We start from the raw sequence: 15957 nt of genomic DNA, 5'->3' as shown, positions 1-15957 counted from the left end.
TAATGGCGTAAAGAATGAATACACAACAACTGGCAAAACTGCGTTCCATCGTGCCCGAAATGCGTCGCGTTCGGCACATTCACTTTGTCGGCATCGGTGGTGCTGGTATGGGCGGTATTGCCGAAGTTCTGGCCAATGAAGGGTATCAGATCAGTGGTTCCGATTTAGCGCCGAATCCGGTGACCCAGCAGTTGACGAGCCTGGGGGCGACGATTTTCTTTAACCATCGTCCGGAAAATGTGCGCGATGCCAGCGTGGTTGTGGTTTCCAGCGCGATTTCCGCGGATAACCCGGAAATTGTCGCGGCGCATGAGGCGCGTATTCCGGTTATTCGCCGTGCGGAAATGCTGGCGGAACTGATGCGTTTTCGCCACGGTATTGCCATTGCCGGGACCCACGGTAAAACCACAACGACCGCAATGGTGTCCAGTATTTATGCCGAAGCGGGGCTGGACCCGACTTTCGTGAATGGTGGACTGGTGAAAGCCGCAGGCGTTCATGCGCGTCTGGGCCATAGTCGTTACCTGATTGCCGAGGCGGATGAGAGCGACGCGTCTTTCTTGCATTTGCAGCCGATGGTCGCGATTGTCACCAACATCGAAGCTGACCATATGGATACCTATCATGGCGACTTTGAAAATTTAAAGCAGACGTTTATTAACTTCCTGCATAACCTGCCGTTCTATGGTCGCGCGGTAATGTGCGTCGACGATCCGGTTATCCGCGAGCTGCTGCCGCGGGTGGGGCGTCAGACCACGACGTATGGTTTTAGCGAGGATGCTGATGTCCGCGTAGAAGATTATCAGCAGATAGGGCCGCAGGGGCACTTTACGCTGCTGCGCCAGGGAATGCCGGATCTGCGCGTGACGTTGAATGCGCCGGGTCGCCACAATGCCTTGAATGCCGCGGCGGCAGTGGCGGTAGCGACCGAAGAAGGCATCGACGATGATGCTATCCTGCGGGCGCTGGAAAGCTTCCAGGGGACCGGGCGTCGCTTTGACTTCCTCGGCGAGTTCCCGCTTGAGCCGGTGAATGGTAAAGCCGGGACGGCGATGCTGGTGGATGACTATGGTCATCATCCGACCGAAGTAGACGCCACCATTAAAGCCGCGCGGGCGGGGTGGCCGGATAAAAACCTGGTGATGCTGTTTCAGCCGCACCGTTACACGCGCACGCGCGATCTGTATGACGATTTCGCTAATGTGCTGACGCAGGTCGATGCGCTGCTGATGCTGGACGTTTACCCGGCGGGCGAAGCGCCGATTCCGGGCGCGGATAGCCGTTCTTTATGTCGCACGATTCGTAATCGGGGAAAAATTGACCCGATTCTGGTTTCCGATCCGGCTCAGGTTGCGACAATGTTAGCACCGGTGCTTACGGGTAACGACTTGATATTAGTGCAAGGCGCAGGAAATGTTGGCAAAATTGCGCGTTACTTATCTGAAATCAAGCTGAAGCCGCAAATCCAGGAGGAAGAGCAACATGGCTGATAAAATCGCGGTCCTGTTGGGCGGAACCTCTGCGGAGCGGGAGGTCTCGTTAAATTCCGGCGAGGCAGTGTTGGCAGGGTTACGTGAAGGCGGCATTGATGCGTATCCCGTCGATCCGCAAGAGGTCGATGTCGCGCAGCTTAAAGCAATGGGCTTTCAGAAGGTCTTTATTGCGTTGCATGGCCGTGGCGGTGAAGATGGCACCTTACAGGGAATGCTTGAACTGCTCGGCCTGCCTTATACCGGCAGCGGGGTGATGGCCTCGGCGCTTTCAATGGATAAACTGCGCAGTAAATTGCTGTGGCAGGGCGCAGGGTTACCCGTCGCGCCGTGGGTCGCGTTGACGCGCGCCGGGTTTGAAAAAGGCCTTAGCGAAGAACAAAAAGCGCGAATTTTGGCGCTGGGTTTACCGCTGATCGTCAAACCCAGCCGTGAAGGCTCCAGCGTCGGTATGACGAAAGTGGTAGAAGAAAATGCTTTGCAGGGTGCGTTATCATTGGCTTTTCAGCATGATGACGAAATACTGATTGAAAAATGGCTGTGCGGTCCGGAATTTACGGTGGCGATAGTTGGCGAAGAAATTTTACCGTCAATTCGTATCCAACCGGCAGGAACCTTCTATGATTATGAGGCGAAGTATCTCTCTGATGAGACACAGTATTTCTGCCCTGCCGGTTTAGAAGCGCCTCAGGAAGCCGCGCTACAGTCGCTCGTCCTGCAGGCATGGAAAGCTTTAGGCTGCACGGGATGGGGGCGTATTGACGTCATGCTGGACAGCGATGGTCAGTTTTATCTGCTGGAAGCCAATACTTCTCCGGGTATGACCAGCCATAGTCTGGTGCCGATGGCGGCGCGTCAGGCGGGAATGAGCTTCTCGCAGTTAGTGGTACGAATACTGGAGTTGGCGGACTGATATGTCGCAGGCTGCGCTGAACACGCGAAACAGTGACGAAGAGACACCTTCTTCACGCCGCAATAATGGAACGCGTCTTGCGGGAATTTTATTCCTGCTGACGGTACTGTGCACCGTGTTTGTTAGCGGGTGGGTCGTGTTAGGGTGGATGGAAGATGCGCAGCGTTTACCGTTATCAAAGCTGGTGTTAACCGGCGAGCGTCACTACACGCGTAACGATGATATCCGCCAGGCGATACTGGCTCTGGGCGCGCCGGGAACCTTCATGACGCAGGATGTGAACATTATCCAGAGCCAGATTGAGCGTTTGCCGTGGATTAAACAGGCCAGCGTCAGAAAACAGTGGCCTGATGAATTGAAGATTCATCTGGTTGAATATGTGCCGATTGCGCGTTGGAATGATCAACATATGGTCGATGCTGAAGGGAATACCTTCAGTGTGCCGTCAGATCGCATCGGCAAACAGGTTTTACCCATGTTGTACGGCCCGGAAGGCAGCGCGAGTGAAGTGTTGCAGGGATACCGCGAGATGGGGCAGGTGCTGGCTAAGGATAAATTCACTCTGAAGGAAGCGGCGATGACCGCACGTCGCTCCTGGCAATTGACGCTTAATAACGGCATTAAGCTCAATCTCGGCAGGGGCGATACGATGAAAAGGTTGGCTCGCTTTGTAGAACTCTATCCGGTTTTACAGCAGCAGGCGCAAACCGATGGCAAACGGATTAGCTACGTTGATTTGCGTTATGACTCAGGTGCGGCGGTTGGCTGGGCGCCGCTCCCCCCTGAGGAATCTAATCAGCAACAGAATCAGGCACAGGCAGAACAACAATGATCAAGGCGACGGACAGAAAACTGGTAGTAGGACTGGAGATCGGCACCGCGAAGGTTGCCGCTTTAGTAGGGGAAGTTCTGCCCGACGGTATGGTCAATATCATTGGCGTGGGCAGTTGCCCATCGCGGGGTATGGATAAAGGCGGGGTGAATGACCTTGAGTCAGTGGTGAAATGCGTTCAGCGCGCCATTGACCAGGCGGAATTGATGGCCGATTGCCAGATCTCCTCGGTATATCTGGCGCTTTCTGGAAAGCATATTAGCTGTCAGAATGAGATAGGCATGGTGCCTATCTCTGAAGAAGAAGTGACGCAGGAAGATGTGGAAAACGTCGTGCATACTGCGAAGTCAGTGCGCGTGCGCGATGAGCATCGCGTGCTGCATGTGATTCCTCAGGAGTACGCCATTGACTACCAGGAGGGCATTAAAAATCCGGTCGGTCTTTCCGGTGTGCGCATGCAGGCGAAAGTACATTTGATTACCTGCCACAACGATATGGCAAAAAACATTGTCAAAGCTGTTGAACGTTGTGGTCTGAAAGTTGACCAACTGATATTTGCCGGACTGGCGGCCAGTTATTCCGTGTTGACGGAAGATGAACGTGAACTGGGCGTCTGTGTCGTGGATATCGGCGGTGGTACAATGGATATCGCCGTTTATACTGGCGGCGCGCTGCGTCATACCAAAGTGATCCCTTACGCGGGGAACGTGGTGACCAGTGATATCGCTTATGCCTTTGGTACGCCGCCGAGCGATGCCGAAGCCATTAAAGTCCGCCACGGTTGCGCGCTGGGTTCTATCGTCGGTAAAGACGAGAGCGTTGAAGTGCCGAGCGTAGGCGGGCGTCCGCCGCGCAGCCTGCAACGCCAGACGCTGGCGGAAGTAATTGAGCCGCGTTATACCGAGCTGCTCAATCTGGTCAACGAAGAAATATTGCAATTACAGGAACAGCTTCGCCAACAAGGGGTAAAACATCACCTGGCGGCGGGGATTGTGTTAACCGGCGGCGCGGCGCAAATCGAAGGGCTTGCTGCTTGCGCTCAGCGTGTGTTCCATACGCAGGTGCGTATCGGCGCGCCGCTGAATATCACTGGTCTGACGGATTATGCCCAGGAACCGTATTACTCAACGGCGGTGGGATTGCTTCACTACGGGAAAGAGTCCCACTTAAACGGTGAGGCAGAAGTGGAAAAACGTGTTACGGCATCAGTTGGCTCGTGGATCAAGCGACTTAATAGCTGGCTGCGAAAAGAGTTTTAATTTTTATGAGGCCGCCAGATATTACGGCCTCAGGCGACAGGCACATGACGGAGAGAGATTATGTTTGAACCTATGGAACTAACCAACGACGCGGTGATTAAAGTCATCGGCGTCGGTGGCGGCGGCGGTAACGCTGTTGAACACATGGTGCGCGAGCGCATCGAAGGTGTTGAATTCTTCGCGGTGAATACCGACGCGCAGGCGTTGCGTAAAACGGCGGTTGGCCAGACCATCCAAATTGGTAGCGGCATTACCAAAGGTCTGGGCGCCGGCGCAAACCCGGAAGTCGGTCGTAATGCGGCGGACGAAGACCGTGAAGCGCTGCGTGCGGCGCTTGAGGGCGCAGACATGGTATTTATCGCGGCAGGCATGGGCGGCGGTACCGGAACCGGCGCGGCACCAGTGGTTGCTGAAGTGGCAAAAGATTTAGGTATTCTGACCGTTGCCGTGGTGACTAAGCCTTTCAATTTTGAAGGCAAAAAGCGCATGGCATTTGCGGAGCAGGGTATCACCGAGCTGTCCAAACATGTAGATTCGTTGATCACCATCCCGAACGACAAGTTGCTGAAGGTGCTGGGCCGTGGTATCTCCCTGCTCGACGCGTTCGGCGCGGCGAATGACGTGCTGAAAGGCGCGGTTCAGGGTATCGCAGAGCTGATCACCCGTCCGGGCCTGATGAACGTCGACTTTGCTGACGTGCGTACCGTGATGTCTGAAATGGGCTACGCAATGATGGGCTCCGGCGTGGCGAGCGGTGAAGACCGTGCGGAAGAAGCGGCTGAAATGGCTATTTCTTCTCCGCTGTTGGAAGATATCGACCTGTCCGGCGCGCGCGGCGTGTTGGTCAACATTACGGCGGGCTTCGACCTGCGTCTGGACGAGTTTGAAACCGTCGGTAACACCATTCGCGCGTTTGCGTCGGATAACGCCACCGTGGTTATCGGTACCTCTCTGGACCCGGATATGAATGATGAACTGCGCGTGACCGTGGTGGCGACCGGTATTGGTATGGACAAACGTCCGGAAATCACTTTGGTGACCAACAAACAGGTGCAGCAGCCGGTATTGGATCGTTATCAGCAGCACGGTATGGCGCCGCTGACGCAGGAGCAAAAAACGGTCGCGAAAGTGGTTAACGACAATACGCCACAGGCGGCGAAAGAGCCGGATTATCTGGATATCCCCGCATTCCTGCGTAAGCAAGCTGATTAAGAATTAGCTGGAATTTGGGATTCTGGGCTCTTTGTGCTAAACTGGCCCGCCGAATGTATAGTACACTTCGGTTGGATAGGTAATTTGGCGAGATTATACGATGATCAAACAAAGGACACTTAAACGTATCGTTCAGGCGACTGGCGTCGGTTTACACACCGGCAAAAAAGTCACCCTGACATTACGCCCTGCGCCGGCCAATACCGGGGTCATCTATCGTCGCACCGACTTGAATCCACCGGTAGATTTCCCGGCCGATGCCAAATCTGTGCGTGATACCATGCTCTGTACGTGTCTGGTGAATGAGCATGATGTACGGATTTCAACCGTTGAGCACCTGAATGCTGCTCTGGCGGGGTTAGGTATCGATAACATCGTTATTGAGGTTAATGCCCCGGAAATCCCGATCATGGATGGCAGTGCCGCTCCGTTTGTCTACCTGCTGCTTGATGCCGGTATTGATGAACTGAACTGCGCCAAAAAATTCGTACGCATCAAAGAGACTGTTCGGGTTGAAGATGGCGATAAATGGGCTGAATTCAGACCGTACAATGGTTTTACGTTGGATTTCACCATCGACTTTAACCATCCGGCTATCGATTCCAGCAGCCAGCGCTATGCGATGAACTTCTCTGCGGATGCGTTCATGCGCCAGATCAGCCGTGCGCGTACCTTCGGTTTTATGCGTGATATCGAATATCTGCAGTCCCGCGGCCTGTGCCTGGGCGGCAGCTTCGATTGTGCCATCGTTGTTGACGATTATCGCGTATTGAACGAAGACGGCCTGCGTTTTGAAGATGAATTCGTTCGTCACAAAATGCTTGACGCGATCGGTGACTTGTTCATGTGTGGTCACAATATTATTGGTGCGTTTACCGCGTATAAATCCGGTCACGCATTGAATAACAAACTGTTACAGGCAGTCCTGGCAAAACAGGAAGCCTGGGAATTTGTGACCTTCCAGGACGACGCAGAACTGCCGTTGGCTTTCAAAGCGCCTTCGACGGTACTGGCATAACGACATACGCTGTCGTATAAATTCGACTGGTAAACCTGGCACTCTCTCCGGCCAGGCGAGCCAGTCGTTTTTTTTACTATTCGTTATCTGCGTTTCTCTTAATACGGCCATTTTAGCGTGGACTCCCGGCGAATTCATTTTTTCATAATAATTTCAGCAGATAATATTAGCGGCCTCTAACCACAACTCTGATGGCATCAGTTGATGTCAAAACCATGCTGAACCATTGAATAAAAAACAACATGTTATTATCTGTCGCGCAGTAACCTGACTGACCAGTAATACTGTGAACTCAACGATATTCCCTTCACATCCTTCGCGAATGGCCAAAAAGTAACGTAAAAATTGAAAACCGGGCAAATGAACATGGCGGATATGCCCTGTCTCTCCGGGCAAGAGCTGTTGCAGCAGCAGAGAAAATCAGCCAGTGACCAGACCGGTACAGGATGACCTGTAGCCATGGTTGGAAATGAGAAATATAAATCAGGTAAATGCCTGGTAACTAAAAGGGGAAAGATATGGAATAATTTTTTACATTATAACTTCTCTAATAAAGGGGAGCACGCAGTATGATGATTTTCTCTCTAATATCTGCCGTAAACGATGGTGTGTTATTACCTGCGCGCGCTCATTTTCCTTTAGATGAGAATAAGTTCGTTGAGCCTGTTATTATTGGAGGCGATGAAGAACGAACAGTGCAATTTGGTATGTTACTTGACCAGCTTAAACTTTATCCACATGAAACAGCAGATCCATTGTGCGTTTCTATAAACGCGGTGACCCCATGCTGCGGTGAGAGTAATGCCTACCAATTGGCGGTATCTACAGGGCAGCTCCCTTTGTATGTCTCTGAGATTAGTGAATTGATGAAAGATTTTCTTTATCAACATGTCGTTGATGCCAACGGTTATGTAAAAATGACCTTCCCCGATATATGTAATGGGCTGAATTCGTTATGGAGAACGTTCGCTGAAGAAAATTTAAGTGGAACTTTAAAAGCTGAAAAGGTTCTGTGTTCGCCTTATATCATGCCTGTATCTGTGCTGGGAGAAACGAGCTCTCTTGAAGAAGAGAAAATGACGTTGAAGGATGTGATGAATTTCAAGAAAATACAATCTGCCTTCAAGCACGAGTTGCACTCCATTCAGAAATCGTTAAACGTGCTTAATAACCATGAAGCTGTTGAGCGTTTTAAAGAGAATAAAACGCTCGAACTCTTGTTGCAAACGGGGGTACACACTGGGATTGGTATCGCTGGTGGCGTGTTGGGCGCTGTCATCGGCACGGCAATCGCTCCCGGCTTGGGGACGTTCATCGGCGCGGGGATTGGCGCAGGATTAGCGTGGGCAGGTAAAAAGCTTTACGATTATGCCGCAGGCGTTGTAAGCAATAAAATAAATCCTAACCCGCATTTAAAAACCCAGGAAATTGACCGGAAAATAAAATCTGCCGAGAAAGGTACCGTCTGGGAGTGTGGGGCAAAAATAAAGTCACTCGTTGTGGAACCCTCGCGGGCGGGCGGTATCCTCGTGGCTAGCCTTATCTCTTCAGTAATAAAAGGGGTCTCGTTACCTATTCATGATATAGCCACTGCTTGTTATGATTATGAAAGAGCCAGTGAAGGATTAACACCTGAAAAAGCGTCTAAGATTGAAGCCTTACTGGTAAAGTATCATAGCAAGCTGAATAAAGAATATGAACAGGTGCTCGGGTATCTCGAAGAGAATCCGACACCGGATAACCAGCGACGTAAAAATAAGATCCTTGAACGGGATGCAGTGATTTGCGAGCGATTAGCTGCTATCCGCGAAAGTATTAAGGACGCTGTGGAATCTCGACGTTAGAGTATTCATAAAGGCCGCAGTGTAATGACGCTGGATGATGAAAATCGTACCAACGAGGCAATATAATTTTCGCCGCTGAAATCATGACGGTTGAACAGATGACGCTAACCATCCGCCACGGTAGCGTCTATACCTGACCGAAGAACGTTGTAAACTGTTTGATCTGCCGATGATAGTGGGGAAACAACGCCAACGCTGTTTTTTGGTCAAGGTGGCCTGGTGCCGGAAGACAATGTTTCTCTCTATATCCGCGCCTGTTTAGCAGGATTAAATCGAAATACGGCGCGTTCGCTGTTTTCTTAGCCATTTTTTATCTTTGTTTCTCGTCATTACTGCTGTAGCGCGTACGCTTTAATGATAAGATTTGTGCGCAAATTGTTTTGATTTCGTAAGCCCACGAGGGGCATATCAGGTGGCAATGACGTGAGTGGAATACTGACGCGCTGGCGACAGTTAGGCAGACGATACTTCTGGCCGCATCTCTTATTAGGGATGGTCGCGGCGAGTTTTGGTTTGCCCGCGCTCAGTAACGCCGCCGAAACCAATACGCCTGCAAGGGCGACCGCCAGCACCGCGTCTAAAGTTAACTTTAGCCATCTTGCGCTGTTAGAAGCCTCTAACCGTCGTCCTAATTTCACCGTAGACTACTGGCATCAGCACGCTATTCGCACGGTGATTCGCCACCTTTCTTTTGCAATGGCGCCGCAAACGCTGCCCGTTGCCGACGCGCCGTCGCCATTACAGGCGCATCATATCGCCTTACTGAATACGCTCAGCGCGATGCTCACGCAGGAGCGGACGCCGCCTGCTATTGTTCGTCACGTCTCCCTGGCATATTTCGCGCCGCGAACCGCGTTTAGCATCCCGGCCTGGATAAGTCAGGCACAGGGTATCCGCGCAGGGCCTCAACGTCTCAGCTAACGAAAAAAGACCTTTTAACTTTATTTGTAGCTCCGCGGCGCGGGGCGTTTGAGACTTTATTATGCTAATCAAACTATTAACGAAAGTATTCGGTAGCCGTAACGATCGTACACTGCGTCGTATGCGTAAGGCCGTCAGCCTTATTAATACGATGGAACCGGAGATGGAAAAACTCTCCGATGACGAACTGAAAGCGAAAACCAATGAATTTCGCGCACGTATTGAAAAAGGCGAAAGCGTAGAGAGCCTGATTCCGGAAGCGTTCGCGGTGGTGCGTGAAGCCAGTAAACGCGTCTTTGGGATGCGTCACTTCGACGTTCAGCTATTGGGTGGTATGGTGCTCAACGATCGCTGCATCGCGGAAATGCGTACCGGTGAAGGTAAAACGTTGACCGCAACGCTGCCAGCCTACCTGAACGCGCTGTCCGGCAAAGGCGTTCACGTGGTGACCGTGAATGACTATCTGGCTCAGCGTGACGCCGAAAACAACCGTCCGCTGTTCGAATTCCTCGGTATGTCCGTTGGCATCAACCTGCCAGGTATGCCTGCGCCAGCCAAGCGTGAAGCTTACGCTGCCGACATCACTTACGGCACTAACAACGAATACGGTTTTGACTACCTGCGCGACAACATGGCGTTCAGCCCGGAAGAGCGCGTGCAGCGTAAACTGCATTATGCGCTGGTGGATGAGGTTGACTCCATCCTGATCGATGAAGCGCGTACCCCGCTGATTATTTCCGGCCCGGCGGAAGACAGCTCGGAAATGTACAAAAAAGTGAACAAAATCATTCCGCACCTGATTCGTCAGGAGAAAGAAGATTCTGACACTTTCCAGGGCGAAGGCCACTTCTCCGTTGATGAGAAAGCGCGCCAGGTTAACCTGACCGAACGCGGTCTGGTGTTGATTGAAGAGCTACTGGTGCAAGAAGGCATCATGGATGAAGGCGAGTCGCTCTACTCCCCTGCCAACATTATGCTGATGCATCACGTCACCGCCGCGCTGCGCGCGCACGCGCTGTTTACCCGCGACGTGGATTACATTGTGAAAGACGGTGAAGTCATCATTGTTGATGAGCATACCGGTCGTACCATGCAGGGGCGTCGCTGGTCTGACGGCCTGCACCAGGCGGTAGAAGCGAAAGAAGGCGTTGAAATTCAGAATGAAAACCAGACGCTGGCGTCTATCACCTTCCAGAACTACTTCCGTCTGTATGAAAAGCTGGCCGGTATGACCGGTACGGCGGATACTGAAGCCTTCGAATTTAGCTCTATCTATAAGCTGGACACCGTCGTTGTTCCGACTAACCGTCCGATGATCCGTAAAGATTTGCCGGATCTGGTCTACATGACCGAAGCGGAAAAAATCCAGGCCATTATCGAAGATATTAAAGAGCGTACCGCGAACGGTCAGCCAGTGCTGGTCGGGACGATTTCTATCGAGAAGTCTGAAGTGGTCTCCAGAGAGCTGACCAAAGCGGGCATCAAACATAACGTACTGAACGCTAAATTCCACGCCAACGAAGCAGGCATCGTTGCGCAGGCCGGTTATCCTGCGGCGGTCACTATCGCTACTAACATGGCGGGTCGTGGTACCGATATTATGCTGGGTGGTAGCTGGCAGGCGGAAGTCGCCGCGCTGGAAGCGCCGACGGAAGAACAGATTGCGCAGATTAAGGCTGACTGGCAGGTACGCCACGACGCAGTTCTGGCTGCAGGCGGTCTGCATATCATTGGTACCGAGCGCCATGAGTCTCGCCGTATCGACAACCAGCTACGTGGCCGTTCCGGTCGCCAGGGCGATCCAGGTTCTTCCCGTTTCTACCTGTCGATGGAAGATGCGCTGATGCGTATTTTCGCCTCCGATCGTGTCTCCGGTATGATGCGTAAACTGGGGATGAAGCCGGGCGAAGCGATTGAGCACCCGTGGGTGACTAAAGCTATCGCTAACGCGCAGCGTAAAGTAGAAAGCCGTAACTTCGATATTCGTAAGCAACTGCTGGAATATGATGATGTGGCGAACGATCAGCGCCGTGCAATTTATACCCAGCGTAACGAACTGCTGGATGTGTCTGACGTAAGCGACACCATTAACAGCATTCGCGAAGATGTCTTTAAGGCGACCATTGACGCCTACATTCCGCCGCAGTCGCTGGAAGAGATGTGGGACATCCCGGGTTTGCAGGAACGCCTGAAAAACGACTTCGACCTGGAGATGCCGATTGCCGAATGGCTGGATAAAGAGCCGGAACTGCACGAGGAGACGCTGCGTGAGCGCATCCTGGCGCAGTCTATTGAGGTGTATCAGCGTAAAGAAGAGGTGGTTGGCGCTGAAATGATGCGTCATTTCGAGAAAGGCGTGATGCTGCAAACTCTCGATTCCCTGTGGAAAGAGCATCTGGCGGCAATGGATTACCTGCGTCAGGGTATTCACCTGCGCGGCTATGCGCAAAAAGATCCAAAGCAGGAGTACAAGCGCGAATCCTTCGCTATGTTCGCTGCGATGCTGGAATCGCTGAAATATGAAGTGATCAGTACCCTGAGCAAAGTCCAGGTACGTATGCCGGAAGAGGTCGAAGCGATGGAAATGCAGCGTCGCGAAGAGGCGGAGCGCCTGGCGCAGATGCAGCAGCTAAGCCATCAGGATGACGATGCCGCCGTGGCTGCCGATCTGGCCGCCCAAACAGGCGAACGTAAGATTGGACGTAACGATCCTTGCCCTTGCGGTTCCGGTAAGAAATACAAACAGTGTCACGGTCGCCTGAGCTAATGCGATAAAGTTATCGGCCTGATAAGACATAATGTGTTGCCATCAGGCCGATGCTGGCATTATTGCCGAATGGCACTACGCTTATTCGGCCTGGCATTGAACACAGATAAAAAGGCGCAGGCGACTGCGCCTTTTTTATGGATGCAACAAGATGAAAAAACTGCAAATTGCGGTTGGGATTATCCGCAACCCGAACGACGAAATTTTTATTACCCGACGCGCCGCGGATGCGCATATGGCGAACAAGCTTGAATTTCCCGGCGGAAAAATTGAAGCCGGAGAAACACCAGAGCAGGCGTTGATCCGTGAGCTACAGGAAGAGGTAGGGATTACGCCAACACAGGTGACCTTATTCGATACTCTGGAATATCAATTCCCGGACCGACACATCACGCTGTGGTTTTGGCTGGTTGAACGCTGGGAGGGCGAACCGTGGGGGAAAGAAGGGCAGCCGGGACAGTGGATCGCGCAAAGCACGTTGAATACGGACGATTTTCCGCCAGCCAATGAACCGATTATTCGCAAATTACGCCAATTTGCGCATTAGTTGGGGATCTCAACACGATCCCCCTCGATGTTATTATCGATTTAATGTGGACATAATTTCCGGCCAGTAGCGGGGGCCGGCCGCGGCGTCGTGAGGAAAAACCGCCTCAATTGCCGCCAGCTCCTGCGGACTTAGGGTCAGTGATAACGCGCCAGGGTTTTCTGGTGCAATGGCGGCTACACTTCTGTTACAGCCTAATCTCACCGGTTTTATTTGTATTATCCCGGCCGCACGCATATGGCGCCAAAACTACGCGTATTTATTGATTATTTTTGTCATAAGGCGATATTGCCGTATCCAGAGAACCATCGCCGTTAGCGCTCTTCGCTCCAGTCGTCGCTATCAGACTGGTCGCCGCTGCTGGCGATTCGCTTCTCTTCGGCGGCCCATTCGCCCAAATCAATTAACTGACAGCGTTTAGAACAAAATGGGCGGAAGGGGCTAATTTCCCCCCAGACGACCGGTTTACCGCAGGTCGGACAGCTTACGACGGTCACGTCAGACATTTTTACTCCTTAGCAACAGGCCAATTCAAAATCAAGACGCTCCGGCACCAGACCATTCTCACTATCCAGCGGCATAAAGCGAATGGCAAAACGGCTCTTATGACCGGAAATTTGCGGATAAAGTTGAGAATCGAGCGTCAGTATAAGACGCAGCAAATCGGCGTCGTCCCCGTTATCCTGATAAAAACCGTTCAGGCTGGTTTGCTTACGGAAAGGCGCTGAATTGCGGATCAGATCAAGCACCAGAGTCAGCGCCTGCGTGAGGGGCTTCAGGCTGGCAAGCCAGGTGTCAATCTGGGCGTCGCGCTGCGGCTGTTGTAGGTGTAACCAGATATGCAGAGTGGGTAAATCGAAACTGCAACAGCCGCCCGGAATACTTAGGCGTTGACGCACAAGGGCAATCAAGCGATCTTCGCGTAGCTGCTGGCCAATCCTCGGGGCAGAGATCAGCACGCTGCCCGCGGATTTTAACTGCTGGCGCAGGGCTTCAATACGGTCTTGATCGACGCCGGGAACCTCAACCCAGGCCTGTAATTTACGCTGCTGGCGCTCCAGTTCTTTCAGCAGTTCGGTACGGACTTCGCCCCGTTCGAAAACATCCAGTAGGTCGCTGATATTACGGAAAAAATGCAGTGCGCCAGCATGGTCTGCAATTGGCAGGTTGATGGAGAGCTGTTGGATCAAAAACTCTATGCGCAGCCACGTACGCATCTTCTCATTGAGAGGGTGTTCAAATAGGACCTGGGTGTGCATTACGGTTTTTCCTGTGAGACAAACTGCGACGCGAGCTTAAGATAACTGGCGTGCAGGCGGGCCACATCTGATGCGATAGCATCCGGTGCGCCGTTATTATCAATAACATCGTCCGCTACGGCAAGGCGCGCTTCACGCGTCGCCTGCGCAGCGAGAATGTGTTCAACATGCTCGCGTGTAACATCATCACGCTGCATTGTGCGCATGAGCTGCGTTTCGGGCGTAACGTCAACCACCAGAACGCGGTTGGCCTTTTGATACAGCCTATTTTCAACCAGCAGAGGCACAACCCATAACACATAGGGCGACGTTGCCTGTTGAAACTGTCGTTGGGTTTCCTGCTGAATTAAGGGGTGAAGCAGAGCGTTAAGCCAGGCTTTTTCTTCCGGATGCGAAAAAATACGCTCACGCAGCGCCCGGCGACGTAACGTGCCGTCGGAGGCGATAAGTTCAGAACCAAAATGTTCCGCTATTGCGTTCAGGGCAGGCTGCCCTGGCTCAACCATCTGGCGCGCGATAATATCCGCGTCGATGACGGTTATTCCGAGGTCAGCGAAGGCATCAGCGACGGTACTTTTACCGCTGCCAATACCGCCGGTTAAGGCTACGGTATACCTCATATCTCCAGCTTCCGGAATTTTAATTTGATAATCAAAAGGTTAAATTTTAAGCATGCAAAGACGATACGGTCTGAGCATTAACCTACTATTCGCCAGGTAAATTTATGGGATTGTAACGTAAAAAAAGAGAATTTCGCAGTCTTGTACGGCCATGATTAGTGCGTATGATAGCGTCACTGGAGTTGTGAGTTTCGATTTTTCGCCATTAACCCCAGGAATCCGTACATGCGTATCGAAGAAGATCTGAAGTTAGGTTTCAAAGACGTTCTTATCCGTCCTAAGCGTTCTACCCTCAAAAGCCGTTCCGATGTCGAACTGGAACGTCAATTCACCTTTAAACACTCAGGTCAGACCTGGTCTGGCGTACCGATTATCGCGGCAAATATGGATACCGTCGGGACGTTTGAAATGGCGCAAGCGTTGGCCGGGTTCGATATTCTGACCGCTGTACATAAACATTATACCGTTGAAGAATGGGCGGCTTTTATCAACACTGCTTCGGCTGATGTTTTGAAGCATGTGATGGTTTCCACCGGGACCTCTGATGCTGATTTCGAAAAAACCGCGCAGATTCTGGCGCTGAGCCCTGTGCTGAACTTTGTCTGCATTGATGTGGCCAATGGCTATTCAGAACATTTTGCGCAGTTCGTCGCGAAAGCGCGTGAAGCATGGCCGACAAAAACAATCTGCGCAGGTAATGTGGTAACGGGCGAGATGTGCGAAGAGCTTATCCTCTCCGGCGCCGATATCGTGAAAGTGGGCATTGGTCCCGGTTCCGTATGCACGACGCGTGTAAAAACCGGCGTCGGCTATCCGCAATTATCAGCGGTTATCGAATGCGCTGACGCGGCGCATGGCCTGGGCGGTATGATCGTCAGCGATGGCGGCTGCACCATGCCAGGCGACGTAGCAAAGGCCTTTGGCGGGGGCGCGGATTTCGTTATGTTGGGCGGCATGCTGGCGGGCCACGAAGAGAGCGGCGGCAACGTGGTGGAAGAAAACGGCGAGAAATTTATGCTGTTCTACGGCATGAGTTCGGAATCCGCGATGAACCGTCATGTCGGCGGCGTCGCGAAATACCGTGCTGCAGAAGGTAAAACGGTTAAATTGCCGCTACGCGGGCCGGTGGGCAATACCGCCCGCGATATCCTGGGCGGTCTGCGCTCAGCCTGCACTTATGTCGGCGCGTCTCGCCTGAAAGAGTTGACTAAACGCACCACCTTTATTCGGGTGCAGGAACAAGAAAACCGCATTTTTAATAATCTCTAATATTTT

The 15957-nt window shown here is 52.3% G+C and carries 14 protein-coding genes and 3 pseudogenes; 13 read left to right on the top strand and 4 right to left on the bottom strand.

All coding sequences use genetic code 11. From position 1 onward, the window contains the following. Window positions 1–14: 14 nt before the first annotated feature. From murC to mutT, 11 genes and pseudogenes are all read left to right on the top strand, one after another. Complete coding sequence (murC, locus tag F4V72_RS09760) at window positions 15–1490, top strand: UDP-N-acetylmuramate--L-alanine ligase (protein WP_023245714.1); 1476 nt, start codon at window positions 15–17, stop codon at window positions 1488–1490. After that, entirely contained in the window at window positions 1483–2403 is a 921-nt protein-coding gene (locus F4V72_RS09755) for a D-alanine--D-alanine ligase (protein WP_136058492.1), read from the top strand. Before murC ends, F4V72_RS09755 begins: the two co-directional genes overlap by 8 nt. A gap of 1 nt (window position 2404) precedes the next feature. After that, the gene (gene ftsQ / locus F4V72_RS09750; protein ID WP_000075728.1) at window positions 2405–3235 is read left to right on the top strand and encodes a cell division protein FtsQ; all 831 of its coding nucleotides are present in this window, start codon (window positions 2405–2407) and stop codon (window positions 3233–3235) included. Beyond that, complete coding sequence (gene ftsA, locus F4V72_RS09745) at window positions 3232–4494, top strand: cell division protein FtsA (RefSeq protein WP_000588463.1); 1263 nt, start codon at window positions 3232–3234, stop codon at window positions 4492–4494. The genes ftsQ and ftsA overlap by 4 nt, the downstream gene beginning before the upstream one ends. Window positions 4495–4554: 60 nt before the next feature. Beyond that, on the top strand, window positions 4555–5706 hold the full coding sequence (ftsZ, locus tag F4V72_RS09740) for a cell division protein FtsZ (protein ID WP_000462785.1): 1152 nt from the start codon (window positions 4555–4557) through the stop codon (window positions 5704–5706). A gap of 100 nt (window positions 5707–5806) precedes the next feature. Then, a complete protein-coding gene (gene lpxC, locus F4V72_RS09735; RefSeq protein ID WP_000595487.1) occupies window positions 5807–6724 on the top strand; it encodes a UDP-3-O-acyl-N-acetylglucosamine deacetylase in 918 nt (305 codons plus the stop codon). 569 nt (window positions 6725–7293) lie between these two features. Continuing rightward, window positions 7294–8568 (top strand): hypothetical protein, encoded by a 1275-nt coding sequence (locus F4V72_RS09730; protein WP_023245716.1) that lies wholly within the window; start codon window positions 7294–7296, stop codon window positions 8566–8568. 12 nt (window positions 8569–8580) lie between these two features. Then, a pseudogene (locus tag F4V72_RS24405) lies at window positions 8581–8746 on the top strand (3,4-dihydroxy-2-butanone-4-phosphate synthase); the annotation flags it as partial. A 245-nt stretch (window positions 8747–8991) separates the two neighbouring features. After that, on the top strand, window positions 8992–9489 hold the full coding sequence (secM, locus tag F4V72_RS09725) for a secA translation cis-regulator SecM (RefSeq protein ID WP_023245717.1): 498 nt from the start codon (window positions 8992–8994) through the stop codon (window positions 9487–9489). 61 nt (window positions 9490–9550) lie between these two features. Next, window positions 9551–12256, top strand: coding sequence for a preprotein translocase subunit SecA (gene secA, locus F4V72_RS09720; protein WP_023245718.1), 2706 nt, complete (start codon window positions 9551–9553; stop codon window positions 12254–12256). A 151-nt stretch (window positions 12257–12407) separates the two neighbouring features. Then, window positions 12408–12803, top strand: a complete 396-nt coding sequence (gene mutT, locus F4V72_RS09715) for an 8-oxo-dGTP diphosphatase MutT (RefSeq protein ID WP_053529478.1) — start codon at window positions 12408–12410, stop codon at window positions 12801–12803. A gap of 33 nt (window positions 12804–12836) precedes the next feature. On the opposite strand, the pseudogene F4V72_RS24400 reads toward mutT, so the two are convergent. Next, window positions 12837–12965: pseudogene (locus F4V72_RS24400) on the bottom strand (aldo/keto reductase); the annotation flags it as partial. 42 nt (window positions 12966–13007) lie between these two features. Here F4V72_RS24400 and F4V72_RS24395 point away from each other — a divergent pair. Beyond that, a pseudogene (locus F4V72_RS24395) lies at window positions 13008–13121 on the top strand (LysR family transcriptional regulator); the annotation flags it as partial. Here the strand turns inward: F4V72_RS24395 and yacG are convergent. Genes yacG through coaE form a run of 3 tightly spaced genes read right to left on the bottom strand, consistent with a single transcriptional unit; the run spans window position 13118 to window position 14682 of the window. Then, on the bottom strand, window positions 13118–13309 hold the full coding sequence (gene yacG / locus F4V72_RS09700) for a DNA gyrase inhibitor YacG (RefSeq protein ID WP_023245722.1): 192 nt from the start codon (window positions 13307–13309) through the stop codon (window positions 13118–13120). The pseudogene F4V72_RS24395 and the gene yacG overlap by 4 nt on opposite strands. 9 nt (window positions 13310–13318) lie before the next feature. Continuing rightward, entirely contained in the window at window positions 13319–14062 is a 744-nt protein-coding gene (gene zapD / locus F4V72_RS09695) for a cell division protein ZapD (protein ID WP_023245723.1), read from the bottom strand. Next, a complete protein-coding gene (coaE, locus tag F4V72_RS09690; protein WP_053529477.1) occupies window positions 14062–14682 on the bottom strand; it encodes a dephospho-CoA kinase in 621 nt (206 codons plus the stop codon). Before coaE ends, zapD begins: the two co-directional genes overlap by 1 nt. 225 nt (window positions 14683–14907) lie before the next feature. Between coaE and F4V72_RS09685 the strand changes: the two genes are divergently transcribed. Beyond that, complete coding sequence (locus tag F4V72_RS09685) at window positions 14908–15951, top strand: GMP reductase (protein WP_079796186.1); 1044 nt, start codon at window positions 14908–14910, stop codon at window positions 15949–15951. Window positions 15952–15957 lie beyond the last annotated feature (6 nt).

This window comes from Salmonella enterica subsp. diarizonae, from assembly GCF_008692785.1.
GTDB lineage: Bacteria > Pseudomonadota > Gammaproteobacteria > Enterobacterales > Enterobacteriaceae > Salmonella > Salmonella diarizonae.
The sequence above is the reverse complement of the archived record's forward strand: the minus strand, read 5'-3'. Positions and strand labels throughout refer to the sequence as shown.